General features: G+C 52.8%; 12 protein-coding genes. 7 read left to right on the forward strand and 5 right to left on the reverse strand.

All coding sequences use genetic code 11. From position 1 onward, the window contains the following. Positions 1-121: 121 nt before the first annotated feature. Both NSU14_RS07570 and NSU14_RS07575 read left to right on the forward strand, forming a co-directional pair. Positions 122-1156 carry a DUF1835 domain-containing protein gene (locus tag NSU14_RS07570; protein ID WP_052421971.1) on the forward strand — a complete coding sequence of 345 codons (1035 nt, stop codon included), beginning with the start codon at positions 122-124 and terminating at the stop codon, positions 1154-1156. Between the two features lie 109 nt (positions 1157-1265). Next, on the forward strand, positions 1266-1547 hold the full coding sequence (locus tag NSU14_RS07575; protein WP_042138869.1) for a hypothetical protein: 282 nt from the start codon (positions 1266-1268) through the stop codon (positions 1545-1547). Between the two features lie 121 nt (positions 1548-1668). Here the strand turns inward: NSU14_RS07575 and NSU14_RS07580 are convergent, their stop codons facing one another. After that, positions 1669-3285, reverse strand: coding sequence for a mannitol dehydrogenase family protein (locus tag NSU14_RS07580; protein WP_340943928.1), 1617 nt, complete (start codon positions 3283-3285; stop codon positions 1669-1671). Beyond that, on the reverse strand, positions 3286-4362 hold the full coding sequence (gene uxuA, locus NSU14_RS07585; protein WP_039304050.1) for a mannonate dehydratase: 1077 nt from the start codon (positions 4360-4362) through the stop codon (positions 3286-3288). It abuts the gene before it with no gap. Positions 4363-4585: 223 nt separating this feature from the next. Here uxuA and NSU14_RS07590 point away from each other — a divergent pair, with 223 nt between their 5' ends. Beyond that, positions 4586-5239, forward strand: coding sequence for a GntR family transcriptional regulator (locus tag NSU14_RS07590; protein ID WP_042138866.1), 654 nt, complete (start codon positions 4586-4588; stop codon positions 5237-5239). 82 nt (positions 5240-5321) lie between these two features. Here the strand turns inward: NSU14_RS07590 and NSU14_RS07595 are convergent, their stop codons facing one another. Continuing rightward, entirely contained in the window at positions 5322-6227 is a 906-nt protein-coding gene (locus tag NSU14_RS07595) for an AraC family transcriptional regulator (RefSeq protein ID WP_340943933.1), read from the reverse strand. A gap of 292 nt (positions 6228-6519) precedes the next feature. On the opposite strand from NSU14_RS07595, the gene NSU14_RS07600 reads away from it, so the two are divergent. The 4 genes from NSU14_RS07600 to NSU14_RS07615 all read left to right on the forward strand — a co-directional run bounded on the left by NSU14_RS07600 (position 6520) and on the right by NSU14_RS07615 (position 14992). Continuing rightward, the gene (locus NSU14_RS07600; RefSeq protein ID WP_340943935.1) at positions 6520-8604 is read left to right on the forward strand and encodes an alpha-glucuronidase family glycosyl hydrolase; all 2085 of its coding nucleotides are present in this window, start codon (positions 6520-6522) and stop codon (positions 8602-8604) included. A 34-nt stretch (positions 8605-8638) separates the two neighbouring features. After that, positions 8639-9433 (forward strand): Nif3-like dinuclear metal center hexameric protein, encoded by a 795-nt coding sequence (locus tag NSU14_RS07605; protein ID WP_340943939.1) that lies wholly within the window; start codon positions 8639-8641, stop codon positions 9431-9433. Between the two features lie 403 nt (positions 9434-9836). Next, positions 9837-11447, forward strand: a complete 1611-nt coding sequence (locus NSU14_RS07610; RefSeq protein WP_340943942.1) for an extracellular solute-binding protein — start codon at positions 9837-9839, stop codon at positions 11445-11447. 53 nt (positions 11448-11500) lie between these two features. After that, a complete protein-coding gene (locus tag NSU14_RS07615; RefSeq protein ID WP_340943944.1) occupies positions 11501-14992 on the forward strand; it encodes a glycoside hydrolase family 2 TIM barrel-domain containing protein in 3492 nt (1163 codons plus the stop codon). A gap of 56 nt (positions 14993-15048) precedes the next feature. On the opposite strand, the gene NSU14_RS07620 is transcribed toward NSU14_RS07615, so the two are convergent. Then, positions 15049-16374: a sugar phosphate nucleotidyltransferase gene (locus NSU14_RS07620; RefSeq protein WP_336100038.1), complete on the reverse strand. Its 1326-nt coding sequence runs from the start codon at positions 16372-16374 to the stop codon at positions 15049-15051. 14 nt (positions 16375-16388) lie between these two features. Further along, positions 16389-17204 carry a DUF6492 family protein gene (locus NSU14_RS07625; RefSeq protein ID WP_340943947.1) on the reverse strand — a complete coding sequence of 272 codons (816 nt, stop codon included), beginning with the start codon at positions 17202-17204 and terminating at the stop codon, positions 16389-16391. Positions 17205-17351 lie beyond the last annotated feature (147 nt).

Genomic DNA, 17351 nt, shown 5'->3' on the forward strand with positions numbered 1-17351 from the left:
CCCGTCCCTATTTCTACAGGGCGCCAATTCGGCGTTGGTTGTGATGATTCGTTTAAACTAAAGGGCAGAATTATTACAATATATGGTATTATAGTGGATATGTCCTGTGAGGAGGATATCAATGGAGAAGTTTTACGATAGCTTATATCAATTTGATGGAAATGACCTGCGGTTGTTCTTTTACAATTTGTTAAATACAGTAGATCGTTATGGTACGGACGGCAGTATTGAAGAAAAAAAGTTAGCAGCAGGACTCGTTAATATACTTCAAACCCAGTTAGAGGCGGTTCACAACCATAAACTACAAATGAATGAACTCCAACAATATGTCTATCTTGTTTTCAGTCTCTCAGATGCAGGATCATTAAAAGTAACTCTAAGTAAAATCGGCAAACGGGAGCTATGCCAAGTCTTAGCATTTAATGAATTGTTTTCAGTTGGGCCAATATCTAACTTAGATACGAAAACTGGGCAGCAGAATAGACTTTTTTGGTTGACGGAAAACGATGGGGACTTCAGATATACCCCAGAGCATCTGCTTGTTAAAATGGTAGAGGCAGTAAAGAATATTCCAGAAAATAAAACCATTGTCATTTGGTGTGCGGATAACGCACATGATCAAACAGGCTTACGTTTCGTATTGCATTTGTTGAGAGATCGAAAACAGCCAGTTAATGTTGTCAATGTGACAGAGCTCTTTAATACTACTGGGCTTCATAACAAAGAAGGATTTAATCCCTATTTTAGTGGTTTAATCGATCGGGAGCATTTTCAGGAAATCGTAAAAAAGTATTATGAAGGTGTGCCTCTAGATCCTAACCAAAGAAGAAGGTATGAATCAGAATGGCTAATCCTCTCGAATGAAAATCATATGCTCCGCTTGTGGAAAGAAGGTTCAGTTAAAGGTACTGATGAAACTGCTCTGGACGAAGTGATAATAAGGTCAATTATTGAACTAGAGCAAGAACAAGATGAGAATGGGTTTATCAAGGCGGGGAGTGTCGTCGCGAGAGTATGTGATACGTCGCACCAACTCGTAGGGTATTCATTTATTACCAATAGAATATGGATCTTAGTTAACCAAGGAGTTTTAGAGTTTAGTGGAATGCCGAGGGCCTTGTATCAGTTCTCTGTTAGACTTGGCACCGTAGGTTGAGCTAACGGAAAACGATAGCACCATTACAATAGGCAGCCGAAATCATTGACTGCTTTAAGCTAACGGGTAGATATACGTGATTGTTATAACACTAGCACAGGGGGGCACTATGAAAAAAACATTAATTCGAAGCCTGATTGTAGGACTAATCTTTGCATTTGTTTATTATGCTATTCAGATTATTAGGGGGATGTATCTTTCAATGAAATATGTTCCGGAAATTGTAAATAAGAATACGACTATGGATTATCTACAACATAAAATAACATTTGGGCATGAATATAGTTCAATGTGGAGAATTATTGAGTTCTCTAGTCTAATGCTACTTGGAATAATTGTTTATTTTTCTTGGAGAATAATGAGAAATATTACCACGGCTACATCTAAGTAGATAAAAATAATGAAGGGGAAGGAACGGAATGGCGGGAGAAATCCGGGGCGCTGGAACTACGCAACAAAAGACCGGGAGCCATGCTCCCGGTCTTTCTCTTTGCTATCGCAGCTGTCAATGATCAGCCGACATACTTCTCCAGCGTAGCCCGCACAGCACCGGGTCCCGCCAGCATCTCAGTGAACATCCCCTGGATGACTTCGCCGAGTCCGATGGCGTACAGGTCAACGCCGAAGATGGCTTGATCCTCGAGAACCGCCCGCACCTTCGCTGCCTGCTCTGCATTCGCGCCAAGCGTAATTCCTTCCAGCCGGGTCTGCAAGGCTTCCAGCAGCGGATCAGGACTTAGTGCGAACACACCGCCTTCATTGTTCACGCCGAGCAGATACCGGCACCAGGCCGCGATCGCCAGCGGTATGGCGGTCAGCTGCGCCGGATCAAGATCCGCGCGGCGGATGTACGACTTGATCGTCTCGCCGAAGCGGATGCCGACCTTCTGCGAGGTGTCGGTAGCAATCCGCTGCGGGGTATCCGGAATGAACGGATTGGCGAAGCGTTCCTGCAGCACTTCATCGAGGAACTGCTTCGGACTCAGAATGCCCGGGTCTACCACAACCGGCAGACCTTCTTTGTAGCCGATGATCTCCACGAGCTTCCGCAATGTGGCGTCCTTCATCTCATCGGCGATCAGCGTGTAGCCGAGCAGACAGCCGGTTACAGCCAGCGCTGTATGCAGCGGGTTGAGGCAAGTGGTTACCTTCATAGTTTCCACATTGTTGACCGTATCACGGTCCGTGAAGATTACACCGGCTTCTTCCAGCGCCGGACGGCCGTTGGTGAATTTGTCCTCAATAACCAGATACTCGCTGATCTCGGCGTTGACGAAGGGGGCGGTGTACGTATTCTTGGAGGTGACGATCACATCCATGCCGCCGATTCCCTGCTCCAGCAGCGCAGCCTGCACCGATTCGGACGGGCGCGGCGTGATTTTGTCTATCATGGACAGCGGGAAGGTAATCTTCTGCTCATCCTCAAGATAAGCTACGAAGCCTTCTTCCACATGGCCTTTGGCCGCCCATTCCTTGGCGATGGTAACCATGCCGTTCTTCAGCTTGTCGCCGTTATGCGAGCAGTTGTCCATGCTGACGAAGGTCATCGGGTACTGTCCCTTCAGATAACGCTTGTAAGCGAAGGAAGCGACGATGCTCATCGCATGGACCGGCTGATCCGGACCGCCGGCGATATCCTTCTCGACGATACCCAGATACTGACCGTTCGGACCAGTGAGGGAATAGCCTTTTTCGGTAATGGTGAAGCTGGCCATCTGCAGGCTGGGATTCTCGAACACTGCGGTCAGGCGGCTGTAATCCGCTTCGCGGGTCTTGTCCGCTGTGAGGCCTTCCACGATGCTGCTGATAATTCTCTTCTGGAAGTCGCCGCGCGCATTCATCAGTACAAGCAGAGTCAGATTATCATAAGGCTTGTAGACCTTGTCGATCATCTCGAAGTCGAAGGTCTCGGCAGCGATGATGCCTGTATCTGCCTTGCCGCTGTCGAGCAGCTTCTGGTGGGCATTGGCTACGAAGCCTCTGAAGATATTTCCGGCGCCAAAGTGAACCCACTCCGGCTTATCCAGTGTATTCTGTGCTACCGCTGCGAAATCGAACTGCGGCAGCTCTACACCTGCGGCTTCCCAGGCTTCACGGTCCGCAATGCTGCTTCTGGTGAGGCTCAGCATTTATTTCGCCCCCTTGGCATTCTCCAGGCTGTCCCATACGCCCAGCAGATACATAATGCCCATCGCTCTGTCGTACAGGCCATAACCCGGACGGCAGTTTTTCTCCTCGCCCCAGAGATGTCTGCCGTGGTCCGGACGCACATAGCCGGTGTATCCGTTCTCGTGGTAAGCTTTGACAACCTCAGCCACATCCACGCTGCCATCTTGCCCCCGGTGGGATACTTCAATGAAGTCTCCGTTCTCAAATACCTTCACGTTGCGGATATGGGCGAAATAAATCCGGTCATGGAATTCGCGGATCATCGCCGGAAGGTCATTCTGCGGATTGGTTCCAAGCGAACCTGTGCAGAAGGTAAGGCCGTTATACGGGCTGTCGACCATGTCCAGGAAACGGCGGATGGAATCGCGGCTGCGGATGATGCGCGGCAGTCCGAAGATCGGCCAAGCCGGATCGTCAGGGTGAATGGCCATTTTGATATCCACTTCTTCACACACCGGAATAATGCGCTCCAGGAAATACTTCAGGTTGTCGAACAGGATATCCTCGGTAACATCGGCGTAAGCCGCGAACAGATCATCCAGCTTCTCCAGCCGCTCCGGCTCCCAGCCCGGCATTGTGAATTCACCGGCACCCTTGAGAATCCGGTCCACCATTTCGCGCGGATTATCCGTAATGGCAGCCTTTTCATAAAAGAGTGCATTCGATCCGTCCGGCAGCTCCTTATACAGCTCAGTACGGGTCCAGTCGAACACCGGCATGAAGTTGTAGCAGATGACCTTAACGCCGACCTTGGCCAGCTTGCGGATGGTATCGATATAGATGTCAATGTATTTGTCGCGGGACGGCAGCCCGATCTTGATATCATCATGAACGTTAACGCTTTCTACAACCGCTGTGCTGAAGCCTTTGGCTGTAATCTGATCGGCAACCTTCTGGATTTCTTCCATTTCCCATACTTCACCCGCTACCTTGTGATGCAGCGACCAGACGATGCCCATTACTCCCGGAATTTGACGTACATGATCAAGGGTAATATTGTCGTTGCCCTCGCCATACCATCTCCAAGTCATATTCATTGTCATTTCCTCCTTGGTATTAAACATAAATACAAATACAATCATTCTGAATGCTTGTGACAATTGACCTTACGGATAAAACGTTTTGTGATATGATCATCTTGTATACAAGTTAGGATTCGTATTGATCATAGAATAAGCTTTATGCTTTGTCAATGAAATTCCTATCTGTATTCTATATAATGAGTGGAGAAGAATATCGTACAGAAAGTTGGTCCATTCCATGACTTCCAAGAAAGAAATAATGTCGTATCTGAAACAGGAGATCCTCTCGCTTGCGCTGAAGCCCGGGTCGATGATCAGTGAGACCGCGCTTTCCGAACGCTTCCAGCTGTCGCGGACGCCGATCCGGGATGTGCTTAAGCAATTGTCCCTGGAGCAGTACGTTGACATCTATCCCAAAAAAGGCAATCTGGTCTCGTACATAGATCTGGAGTCGGTGGAGCAGATTATCTACCTCCGCAATGTGCTGGAGAAGGAAATTATGAAGTCGCTGGCCGGTAATATTCCGCTGAAGGGTCTGCATGAGCTGAGGGGAAACCTTGCGCAGCAGCAGCAATGCATTGAGCAGGCGGAGGGGGCCGAGCTTTTCCTGCAGCTGGATGATCAATTTCACCGCACCATGTTCGGCCTGGCCGGCCGTGAATTCCTGTGGGGGGTGCTGCAGCAGTTCAATGTGCATTACATCCGCTACCGGAAGCTGCATATGCTGAAGGACGAGAAGCTGGCTACAATTCAGCAGGAGCATCAGCAGCTGCTGGATTATATCGTGCAGGGGGATACGGCGGGGATCGATGAGCTGCTACATCATCATCTGCGGGCAGATATTGATTCGACGAACTTTCAGGAGCATTTTGCCACTTATATCAAGAAATAAATCCGTATTCTGGACCGTCTGGCAGATGCCAAATATCCCTGCACTCATGTGACATGAAGGCAGGGATATTTGGCATGGAGGCCTATTGTCCGGACTCGCGGTATTCGCGCGGTGAGGTGCCGTGCCAGCGCTTGAACTGCCGGCTGAAATGGGCAATATCGCGGTAGCCGAGAATGCCCGATATCCGGCTGACAGACAGGCTGGGATCATCCAGCAGGACCTTGGCTTCATGGAGCATCTGTTCGGACAGAAATTCCCGGGGCGAGATGCCGAACACCTGGCGGAACACCCGGTAGCAGTGTGAGGCGCTGATCCCGAGCTCCGAGGCAATATCATCAATTCCGTAATGGCTGTCATAGGGCAGCTCCAGCTTGAATTGCTGGTAGACCAGCCCCTGAAGGCGGCCGCGGATCTGGTGGGCCAGCTCAATCTTCTCATAGGTGGCGGGGGAAGACAGATCAGCTTCAATAGAGAAGGCTTCCCACAGCTGGGCGAACAGATCGAATACGGCGGACTGCAGCCTCATGCGCTGTGACATGGTGATGTCTCCCGAGATAGAGCCTGAAATATCCACCAATTTGGAGAGAATGGGCCCTAGCTTATGGGCAATATTGCTTGCGGAAGGGAAGAGTACGTGATTCAGGCGGCTGAGCAAGGAGATCAGGAGCTTGTCATCGATATCAAAATGAATGCAGAAATACGTAAAAGCCTGGCCGTTTCCGCTGCGGCTGGCATGAGAATCTCCCGGCCGGAGCAGCACTAAGTCTCCGGCACGCTGGATATAGCTGCGGTTATTAACGGTAAACAGCTGCTCCCCTTCCAGCACATAGTTGAATTCATATTGCGGATGGGCATGCAGCGGATAATCCCATTCCCCGCTGACCTTGCGCAGATGCATGCCAAACAGGTTAAGTGTGGTTTTCACATCCGGGATGATCGTTTCACTAAGGCATTGTCCCAGAACAGGCGGTAAAAAAGCGGAAACCATTAGATTCTCCCCCTGACGCTTGCGTTAGAATTAATGAGTGTATTCGTTTTACGCGATCCATTATCCCGTTTTTAGTATAGCTGAAACCTGCTTGATTTGGGTAAATAATTGCTTGATTTGACAATGTTCCCGTCCGGCGGCTGCGTGGTAGGATGAACCTGAACAGGAACTAGTATACAAGATGGGCGCAGAAGCCCGGGCTTCACCGGCTGTGTTAATAACCGTGGCTCAGCGACACCTGCCCGGTCATACGCCCGCTAAGCATGAATAATACACTGGAGGAGATGTTGGCATGAGACAACAACCGGACAATCAGACTGCCGCAGTAGCCGGCAGCGGATACGACGCCTGGTTAAGCTACCCGAAGCTGCCGCAAGGCAATCTATATACGCAATATGTGAAATGGTGCGGAGCCGTATCCGTGACGGAAGAGCAGGAGACGGTGCAAGCCGCGCTGCGTGAATGGCAGAGAGGGATTGCCTCGATGCTGGACATTGAGGCAGGGGCTTCACCGGCTGCGGACGGATTCAGTGTGGCATTCGGCACCTTTAACGGCGGCAATCCGCGGGTCGAAGCCATATTTGACGAAGCAGCCGGACAGGCGGTGGGACCGGAAGGGTTCGCGATCCGCACCAGCCTGACCCATAAGTGTATTGCTGTAGGAGCTTCCTCACCGGCAGGTGTGCTGTATGGTGTCTTCCACCTCCTGCGCCTGATCGGAAGTCTGAAGGACATTGAGCATCTGGATGAAACCGTGAATCCGGTGAACGCGCTGCGCATGATTAACCATTGGGATAATTTCGACGGCAGTGTAGAGCGGGGATATTCGGGGAGATCCTTCCTCTATGAGAATAACCGCTTCACGGATGATCTTAACCGAATTACCGATTACGCACGGCTGATGTCCACCGCAGGCATCAATGCCATTGCGATCAATAACGTGAACGTTCATGCGCTGGAAACTTTGTTTATCTCCACCTACCTGCCTGATGTTGCCCGGATCGCTGATGTATTCAGAACGTACGGCATCCGCCTGTTCCTGAGCGTGAACTTCGCCGGTCCGATGCATGAAGGGGAAGTGGGAAGCGCAGATCCGCTGGATGCCGGAGTCCGGGAGTGGTGGAAGACGAAAGCGGCTGAAATCTATACGGTGATTCCCGATTTCGGCGGATTCGTGGTCAAGGCCGATTCAGAGAACCGGCCAGGCCCGTTCACCTACGGGCGGGATCATGCCGATGGCGCGAATATGCTGGCGGAGGCGCTGAAGCCGTTCGGCGGCATCGTCATCTGGCGCTGCTTCGTGTACAACTGCAAGCAGGACTGGCGTGACCGCAAGACAGACCGGGCGAGAGCAGCCTATGATCATTTCAAGCCGCTTGACGGTAAGTTCCATGATAACGTAATTCTGCAGATCAAGAACGGCCCGATGGATTTCCAGGTCAGAGAGCCGGTATCTCCGCTGTTCGGGGCGCTTGAACAGACCAATCAGGTGATTGAATTTCAAATTGCCCAGGAGTATACCGGACAGCAGCGTCATGTCTGTTACCTGGTTCCGCAGTGGAAAGAGATTATGGAATTTGACACGCTGGCCCAAGGTGGAACCGCTCCGGTGAAGCATATCGTCGACGGCTCGCTATGGGGCAACCGTTACAGCGGTGTGGCTGCAGTATCCAATGTGGGCAATGACCGGAATTGGACCGGGCATCTGCTGGCCCAGGCGAATCTTTACGGATTCGGGCGGCTGGCCTGGAACCCGGAGCTTAGCGCGGAAGAAATTGCTGCGGAGTGGATCGCCCTGACGTTTGGTACAGACGCTGCGGTTGCCGGCGTAATCAGCCGGATTTTACTGGATTCCTGGGAGATTTACGAATCCTATACGGCACCGCTTGGCGTGGGCTGGATGATTAATCCTGAGCATCACTACGGCCCTAATGTGGACGGCTATGAATATTCACAATGGGGTACCTACCATTATGCCGATCATCAGGGAATCGGTGTAGACCGGACTGTGGCCACAGGCACCGGCTACAGCGCCCAGTATATGGGCAGCAATGCACAGCGATATGATTCGCTGGGAGAATGTCCGGATGAGCTGCTGCTGTTCTTCCATCATGTGCCGTATACCCATGTGCTGCATTCCGGCAAAACTGTGATTCAGCATATCTACGACACCCATTTTGAAGGTGCGGAACGTGCTGCCGGGCTGCTGGCTGCCTGGAGCGGATTGAAGGGCAGGATCGCAGAGGGGCTGTATGTACAGGTAGAGGAACGTCTGCGGGGACAGGCTGCACATGCCAAGGAGTGGCGCGACCAGATCAATACTTACTTTTACCGCAAGAGCGGCATAGAAGATTCCGGAGCACGCAAGATTTATTGAGAGTTAATAGGGAACTATTAGGAGGGGCAGGTTCATGACGCTCACTTTCGGACAGGTTATCGGACATTTAACAGCAGGCATCCGCAAGCCGGATGGAACGGTAGACAGGCTGGAGCCGGGAGCTCCGGAGTCGGAGGTGCAGGGGATTGTGACCGCCTTCTCGGCTTCGCAATATGTAATTGAGCAGGCGGCCTTGCTTGGCGCGAATCTGATCATTACGCATGAAGGTATTTATTACAGCCATCAGGATAACCGGGAGGGGCTGGAGAATGATCCTGTCTACCGGCAGAAATCTGAACTGGTCGCCAGCACCAGTGTAGGTATCTACCGCTTCCATGATTATGTGCACCGCTATACACCGGACGGGATCATAGAAGGGCTGCTGCGGGAGCTGGAATGGGAGCCGTATGTCGAACGGCATCTGCCCCATGTGTCTATTCTCTCGGTCCCTGCTGCGGCAGTTTCAGAGATTGCCGGATATTTGAAGCAGCAGCTGCATATCCCCTATGTCCGCGCAGCAGGCAATTTATCCGCTGTATGCAGCAGAGTGGGCGTGCTGGTTGGCTACAGAGGCGGTGGTGCAGCTACCATTCCCCTATTTGAGCAGGAGTCACTTGATCTGATTATCGCCGGTGAAGGCCCGGAGTGGGAGACCCCGGAATATATCCGGGATGCCGTCCGGCAGGGCCGAAGCCGGGCATTAATTATGCTGGGCCATGCGGAGAGTGAAGCGCCGGGGATGAAGCTGCTGGCGCAGCGGCTGGCCTTGCAGTTTCCGGATGTGCCGGTGCATTACATTCAGGAACAGCCCGTTTATCAGATTGTATAATTAACGGAACCTCTTTGAAGGTATGAAGACCAAGGGACAATGGCTGTCCCTTCAGGACTCCTGCCGGCAAGGGGGTTTTGAACGTTCAGCTGGAACATCCCGCCGGATTGCGCTGGACAGCGGCATTGTATGCAGACTGCCGGTCTGGTTCATATTGCGGATTGCCCCCCGGGCGCAACTATCATATAGTGGAATTCTATATGAGGTTAGGCAGTGCAGAAGATGAAGCGCCATCTGGATAGCCAATTTCACGACAGGAGGATAGAATCAGGCTTATTCTATTCTCCTTTTGCGTTTTTAACCATTGATTCCGCATTTTGAATATTGTTTGTATACAAGATTCAGCTTACATTGTAGAGGCATCAAGCCGTCAACTACACCTATAACGGAGGTCGTACCAGTGATGAATTCATCCAGATCGCAAAAGCTGCATAAACCGCTTATCGTTGTGTTAGGTCTCACATTGCTTGCTGCAGGCTGCAGCAGCTCCAAGAAGGATAATTATGAAAGCGCTTCTGTCACTCCTGCCGGAAATGCCCCGGCTTCCAATGAAGCCGCTGCAGCTTTCACTTATCCGATGACGGGCGGCATAGAGCTGACTTATATGAATGAACAGCTGGGAGGTACGCCGGAACGGCTGCCGGTCGATGACGAATATGAGAAGCGGACAGGAATCGCAATCAGACAGCTGGGCGGAACACCGATGACCGACCAGAAGTTCAGTCTGCTGCTGGCCTCGGGCGAGCTGCCGGATATCTTCCTCAATACCTGGCTGCAATACCCGGGCGGACCTGATAAAGCCGTGGAGCAGGGGTACATTCTGAAGCTCAATGATCTGATCGATCAATATGCGCCTAACCTGAAGAAGACCCTTCAGGAGAACCCGGATATCGACAAAATGATCAAAACCGATGACGGTACGTATTACGCCTTCCCGTTCATCCGCTCGGAGATCGGCCGGGTCTACGGGGGGCCGATTATCCGCAAGGATTGGCTCGATGAGCTGAATCTCGGCATCCCGGAAACGATTGAGGAGTGGCATACCGTACTGACTGCTTTTAAAAACAAGAAAAATGCAGCCTCACCCGTAACCTTCCGTACGATATTCCTGGGAGAGCGGACTGGAGGGTTCGCCGGAGCGTTCGGTGTGATGGGTAACTTCTACGTTAACGACGGCAAAGTAGTCTATGGCTATCTGGAGCCTGGCTACAAGGAATACCTCAATACCATGAGCCGGTGGTACAAAGAAGGGCTGATTGACAAGGATTTCGCTTCGATTGACGGCGCTACCGTTGACAAGAAAATGACCTCGAATGTAAGCGGAGCAACGATCGGCTGGCAGTACTATATTGAGAAATATAACTCAGCCGTGCAGGAATCGGACCCGGAAGCCGATTTTGTAGCCGCTCCATACCCGTCTGCGGTCAAAGGCGGCCTTCCTGAGTTCGGCCAGCTGGATAATGCCTATGCGGGGACAAGCTCGGCAGCCATCTCAGCCACAACCAAAAATGTCGAAGCCGCTATGCGCTGGCTGGATTATGCTTTTACCGAAGAAGGCAGCAAGCTGAATACCTATGGGATTGAAGGCATTACCTATACGCTGGAAAACGGCAAGCCCGTCTATACCGATCTTGTGGTTAAGAATCCCGAAGGCCTCGGCAGCGACCAGGTCATGTCCAAGTATTCGCACGGCACCAACTTCCCGATGATTCAGCAGGACAACAATCTGCCGGCGAAATATCCGACAACCACAGAATCTATCGGCATCTGGAAACAGACCAATCATGAGAGCCACCTGCTGCCTCCGGTAACGCCAACCGCCGAAGAAGCGGATGAAATGAGCAGCATTATGAACGACATCAATGCTTTTGTGAAAGATATTGAGCTCAAGATCATTCTGGGCACCGATTCCGTAGACAATTACGATAACTATGTGCAGCAGATGAGGGACCTGGGCATCGGGCGCGCGCTGGAAATTCAACAAGCGGCCTATGAACGTTACCTGAACCGTTAGACGATGCTCATATTTCCAGGCTTATACTACCAAACCTTTAGGAGGAATTATCCATGAGTCAAAAAAGGAAACTCAGCAATGGCTGGCAGTTCAGCAAGCAGCCGCTTCATTCGGAGCTTGCCGAGGTGGCCGCAGGTGCAGACTGGATGACGGTTACGCTGCCGCATGACTGGCTGATCTATGATACCCGCAATCTCTACGAGAACGGGGAGGGCTGGTACCGCACCAGCCTTACGTTCGAAGAAGTACCTGCAGATGAGCTTGTGTCCTTGCGTTTCGAGGGAGTGTATATGAACTCGACGCTGTACGTGAACGGACAAGTGGCGGGTGAGTGGAAATACGGATATTCCACCTTTGAATTCGATATCACCCCGTACCTGATAGCGGGAGACAATGAAGTCTATATGCGTGTGATCCACGAATCGCCCAATTCCCGCTGGTACTCCGGCGCCGGAATTTACCGGCCGGTCTGGCTGAAGACAATGCCGAAGACGCATATGGCTGCTGACGGAATTTATATTGCGGCTAGAGCAGCGGCGGAGGGTGAAGCCTGGACTGTAGACGTGGATGTGGAGCTGCATACTGCTGAAGCTGGGGCGTCAGGCAGGGAGCTGAAGCTGCGGCATAGCATTCTGGATGCGCAAGGAACGGTAATTGCCGCAGGAACCTCTGAGGTGCCTGTGATGCAGAGCGGTTCAGCCGTACATAACCACATCCGCCTGACGGTTGATCACCCGTTGCTATGGGATATTACCAGTCCCCATCTCTATACTCTGCAATCTGAACTGCTGGCAGACGATGAGGTCATTGAAGTGGAGAAGGAGAGCTTTGGCTTCCGGACGATGGAGCTGGACAGTGACAAGGGCTTCTTCCTCAACGGCCGTCATGTCAAAATATACGGAGTCTGCCAGCATCACGACCTCGGTGCTCTGGGTGCTGCTGTGAACAAGGCGGCGCTGCGCCGCCAGTTCGTCCTGCTGCAGGAAATGGGCGTCAATGCCATCCGCACCGCGCATAATATGCCCGCTGTAGAGCTTATGGAGCTGGCCGATGAAATGGGGCTGCTGATTGTGTCGGAAGCCTTCGACATGTGGGAGCGCAGCAAGACGCCTTATGACTATGCCCGGTTCTATCCGGAGTGGTGGAAGCGCGATATTGCCAGCTGGGTGCGGCGGGACCGCAACCGGCCAAGCCTGCTGATGTGGAGCATCGGCAACGAGATTTATGATACCCATGCAGACAGCCGCGGCCAGGAGCTCACCCGGGAGCTGCAGGAGGAAGTGCTGGTCCATGATCCGCGCGGCAATGCTTTTGTTACCATTGGCTCGAACTATATGCCCTGGGAGAATGCGCAGAAATGCGCCGATATCGTCAAGGTGGCAGGCTACAACTATGCGGAGAAATATTATGAGCAGCATCACCGGGAACATCCGGACTGGATAATCTACGGCAGTGAGACCTGCTCGACAGTGCAGAGCCGGGGAGTCTATCATTTCCCGCTGGCTCAATCTGTTCTGGCCGATGATGATCAGCAGTGCTCTTCGCTAGGGAACAGTTCTACCAGCTGGGGTGCCAAAAGCACGGAGGCCTGCATCACCGCAGACCGGGATGCTTCCTTCTCGCTGGGACAGTTTCTCTGGACGGGCTTTGACTATATCGGGGAACCGACTCCTTATCACACCAAGAACTCATACTTCGGGCAGCTGGATACCGCCGGTTTCCCTAAGGATTCCTATTATATCTATCAGGCAGAATGGACGGATTACCGCACGCATCCGATGATTCATATTTTTCCTTACTGGGATTTCTCGCAGGGCCAGCTGATTGATGTACGGGTCTGCTCGAATGCTCCGCGCATTGAGCTGTTCATGAATGAAGTCTCACAGGGCAGTGTAGATATCGATCATGTCCACGGACATAAGCTGCTTGGAGAATGGCAGCTGCCTTACGCGGACGGTGTCCTGCGTGCAGCTGCTTATGATGAGCAGGGGAATGTAATCGCCACGGTGCAGATTTCCTCCTTCGGGGATGCAGCTTTGCTGGTGTTAACTCCAGATAAGCAGGAGATTGCCGCAGACGGTACGGACCTTATCTTCGTAACGATTAGCACGCTGGATCAGTTGGGGCGTCCGGTAGCGAATGCCAATAACCGGGTTCACCTCAGTGTTGAGGGCCCCGGACGGCTGATCGGTCTGGATAACGGGGACAGCACGGACTATGATTCCTACAAAGGCGTAAGCCGCCGCCTGTTCAGCGGTAAGCTGCTGGCAGTGATTGCCGGTACATTGGAGCCCGGAACGATTACGCTGCGTGCGGCTTCGGCGGATCTGGCTTCGGCTGAGCTTACGCTGCGGTCGGTGCTTCCCGCCCCGGGAATGATCGCCGAAGATGAGCTGTATCTGTATGCGCATAACCCGCTGGAGGCAGAGGCGGCATCCGGTAATCCGGAGAGCGGCAAGGAAGAGGAGATCCCGGTCCGCAAGCTGGAGATGATCTGCCCTGAGGGTAATATTCTGACGCCGGCGCAGCCGTCACTTCCGGTCCGGGTGAAGCTGCATCCGCAGGGTGCCGCCTGGCAGGATGTCGAGTGGCGGATCACCAACGCCGCCGGAATTGATGCCAATATTGCCACCATTGAGACCAGCGGGCATGAAGCCGTAATCACGGCTTTGGGTGATGGCGATGTATACATCCGCTGCGGGACAGCCAATGGTGCAGACGGCATCCGGCTCTATTCGCAGATGGAATTCAAGCTTACAGGGCTTGGCCAGGCTTATCTGAATCCGTATGAATTTATCTCCTCCGGATTCAACAGCAGCCATAGCCGGAATCTGACCAACGGCAATGAACGCGGTGTGGCTACAGCCCGGGAAGGGGAGAGCCGGATCTGCTTCGAACGGATTGACTTTGGGGATGATGGAGCCGATGAGATCGTTCTGCCAATCTTCTCGCTGGATGATCAGGAACTCCCGATTGAGATATGGGAAGGCATTCCCGGAGAGAATGGTGCCGAATTACTCACCACAGTCACTTACCAGAAGCCGTCCCGCTGGAATGTGTACCAGGAAGCAAGCTATACGCTGCCCAAAAGGCTGACAGGCATCACTTCACTGTCCTTCGTCCTGCGGAAGAAGATTCATCTGAAGGGCTTCTCGTTTGTCCGCAGGCACAAGGCGTATGAGCGTCTGGCTGCACAGGCCAACAGTGCCGTTTACGGGGATGCCTTCACCATTACGGAGGATGCCATTGAAGGGATCGGCAACAATGTCTCGCTTATATTTGCCGGGATGGACTTTGGCGGGACGGAATGCTCACGGGTTGTCATCAGCGGACGCTCAACGCTTGCGAACAATACGCTGCAGATCCTCTTCAGCGGTCCCGGCGGCGAATCCAAGCAGCTGATTGAATTTGCCGGGAGCGGCAGCTATACGGAGCGTGAATTCATTCTGGAGCCGCCGGTAAGCGGCAGCCAGACGGTCACCTTCCTGTTCCTGCCGGGCAGCCGGTTTGACTTCAAGTGGTTCCAGTTTCTGCCGTCCGTATAGCAATCAGGGATATCCCAAACAGCCATTCTAAGGCGTTTGAGATATCCCTTTTTCTATCAGCTGCCATATACCCGCCCGTCATCGCCTGCTTCACTGATCCGTACCTCAATAAGCTTCATTGTGCTGACAGCCCTGACCGCATGCCGGTCTCCACGGGCTATAGTGAATATTCCGCCTGCCGATGCTGCGGCTGCGGCTCCGTTCACCGTGACCTCACCGTGACCCGATACAATCATCCATGTCTTGGCAGAATGCTTACAGTCCATTTCCGGGATGTCATGCTCCGGCAGCAGTGTTAACATCATCGTAAGTACAAGGCGGATGCCATTTGTTGCCTGGTCCAGAAGGGTATAGCTGCCCCAGCCGGTCTCCCCGTATCTCGGCTCCTGAACAGAATGCTCTTGCAGGATGTCCTTGATCATGTTTGCTTCCTTCCTGGCTGCAATCAGGATGCCTTCGGGGCTCGCTATGGCGACTATGCCGGATACACCGATTACATGCAGCGGAACCTTCAGCTCATTGACGATATGGGTATCCCGGCATTCACCCCATAGGCCTCCTTCGCCAGTCAACGGAGAGTCCAGCCGGGCAGCGAGCGTATCCCAGCTTCCCAGATCAGACCACTCCCCCTTATGCCGTACAACGACTGCTTTGGTGCTGTGCTCCGCCACTTCCTTGTCGAAGCTGCGGACCGGAAGTCCGGCATATTGCGCAACAAATGCCGCATGATCAGTGGGCAGCCCCACCTTCTGGAGATGCGACAGCAGGAAGCTTAGCCGAAACGCGAATACCCCGCAGTTCCATAAAGCATGCTCCTTCATCAGCTCCCGGGCTTTGGCGATATCCGGCTTCTCTGCAAAAGAGAGCACCTGAGCATACGCCTCCGTGCCCCCTTGTGCCGGGACAATATAGCCGTATTGATCGGAAGGATAGGCAGGCTGGGTTCCAAGCAGGAGGAGTTCTGCCTGTGAGGATGCCAGAATATCCGGAAATTGAGGAAACAGCCGGAAGAAGTCTTCGTCCGCATACATATCAGCCGGAGCCACGCAGATGATGTCCTCCGGTCTAGCCTTTCCTGCGGAGTACAAATGCAGGGCGCCATAGGCGGCTGCCGTAAATGTGCCGCGCTTGTAAGGCTCCCCGATTACCGGAAACTTGTTTCCGGTATAGCGGCGGGTGATGGCCAGCTGGTCCTGATGTGCGACGAACAGCACGGATTCGTCAAGTCCCGCTTGACTGAGCTGCCGGCATACGCGTCCGATCATGGACTCTGTGCCCCCGTCAGGTGCAGGAAGCAGCGGCAGGAACATCTTGGAACGGATGCTGCCGGAGAGGGGCCATAGCCGCATACCGGAGCCCCCGCTTAGAAGAATAGTATGCAAGGCGGTCTGCCTCCTTAAGGTTTGGGCGGAGTGGAATATCCCTTGCGCTGATGGAAGGACAGCGAACGGTACGTACGGGCATACTTCTGAAGCTGCGCTTTGCCCAGAGAGCCCGCCGGAGTCTTCAGAGCTTTATTGTTGGCGTTCCTGAGCAGCACAGCAGCGCTGTTCCTGCTGTACACATAGTTGGCATAGGTTTCGAATTCGGAGAAGCCGAACTGCTTCGTTTTGTCGATGGAGCGGAGAATGGCGGCATGCCAGGGCATCCCGTGCCGGGCTTCAATAGTTCTTTTGAGACTGGCCAGCTTCGCGGACTCGAACAGCATATAGTGTGTAACAAAAGACTTAGGGGAAGGAGCGGCGGCGCCGAGCAGCTTCCGGTAGGTGCGGAAATATTCCGGCTGGCTCCAGCTACGGCAATAAAAGATGCTTTTCCCGCCGGAACGGAAACGATGGGGGCGAATCAGCACCGTATCCGCATCAACCACCAGGAAAAATTTCTCGCGGCAAATATGATCCCCGTTCATCTTAAGCAGCTGCTGGTACAGCCAGCCGGAACGGTTCCAGCGGGAAGAGGAGTAGCGGATAGCTTTCTTGGTGAACGGCAGAACGGTGGTTTCATTGACAAAGACACAATTTTTGCGGGAGCACAGCCCTCTGATCTTGCTGCTGTTCGGCGAAACAATATAAATATGGCTGATAGGGTGGCGGACGTAGCGGCGGAGACTGTCGATCACATGGGGGAGGGTGGCAAGATCCTTTTCAATAGCCGGGATCAGAACATCGATTGGAGGGCCGTTTTTCGTTACATTTTCCGAAGTATCTGACATGGGTTCATCTCCGTACCTATATTGACACTTGAGCGTCTGCACTAGGGTATGCCTGCGGATTAACGGTTGACAGGGCAATGATCCTGCTGAAAGTTTATCTTCCCATAGGGGGCAGATGCTTTATTCAAATACGCCTTCTTCCGCATA

Source organism: Paenibacillus sp. FSL R10-2771 (genome assembly GCF_038000205.1).
Lineage (GTDB): Bacteria > Bacillota > Bacilli > Paenibacillales > Paenibacillaceae > Paenibacillus_AQ > Paenibacillus_AQ phytohabitans.

What these genes read in the sequence shown, in the direction of transcription:
- NSU14_RS07595 (WP_340943933.1), bottom strand. Translation starts at nt 6,227, where the DNA reads ATGGTTTCCGCTTTTTTACCGCCTGTTCTGGGACAATGCCTTAGTGAA.
- NSU14_RS07610 (WP_340943942.1), top strand. Translation starts at nt 9,837, where the DNA reads ATGAATTCATCCAGATCGCAAAAGCTGCATAAACCGCTTATCGTTGTG.
- NSU14_RS07615 (WP_340943944.1), top strand. Translation starts at nt 11,501, where the DNA reads ATGAGTCAAAAAAGGAAACTCAGCAATGGCTGGCAGTTCAGCAAGCAG.
- NSU14_RS07580 (WP_340943928.1), bottom strand. Translation starts at nt 3,285, where the DNA reads ATGCTGAGCCTCACCAGAAGCAGCATTGCGGACCGTGAAGCCTGGGAA.
- NSU14_RS07605 (WP_340943939.1), top strand. Translation starts at nt 8,639, where the DNA reads ATGACGCTCACTTTCGGACAGGTTATCGGACATTTAACAGCAGGCATC.
- NSU14_RS07625 (WP_340943947.1), bottom strand. Translation starts at nt 17,204, where the DNA reads ATGTCAGATACTTCGGAAAATGTAACGAAAAACGGCCCTCCAATCGAT.
- NSU14_RS07590 (WP_042138866.1), top strand. Translation starts at nt 4,586, where the DNA reads ATGACTTCCAAGAAAGAAATAATGTCGTATCTGAAACAGGAGATCCTC.
- NSU14_RS07575 (WP_042138869.1), top strand. Translation starts at nt 1,266, where the DNA reads ATGAAAAAAACATTAATTCGAAGCCTGATTGTAGGACTAATCTTTGCA.
- NSU14_RS07570 (WP_052421971.1), top strand. Translation starts at nt 122, where the DNA reads ATGGAGAAGTTTTACGATAGCTTATATCAATTTGATGGAAATGACCTG.
- NSU14_RS07600 (WP_340943935.1), top strand. Translation starts at nt 6,520, where the DNA reads ATGAGACAACAACCGGACAATCAGACTGCCGCAGTAGCCGGCAGCGGA.
- uxuA (WP_039304050.1), bottom strand. Translation starts at nt 4,362, where the DNA reads ATGAATATGACTTGGAGATGGTATGGCGAGGGCAACGACAATATTACC.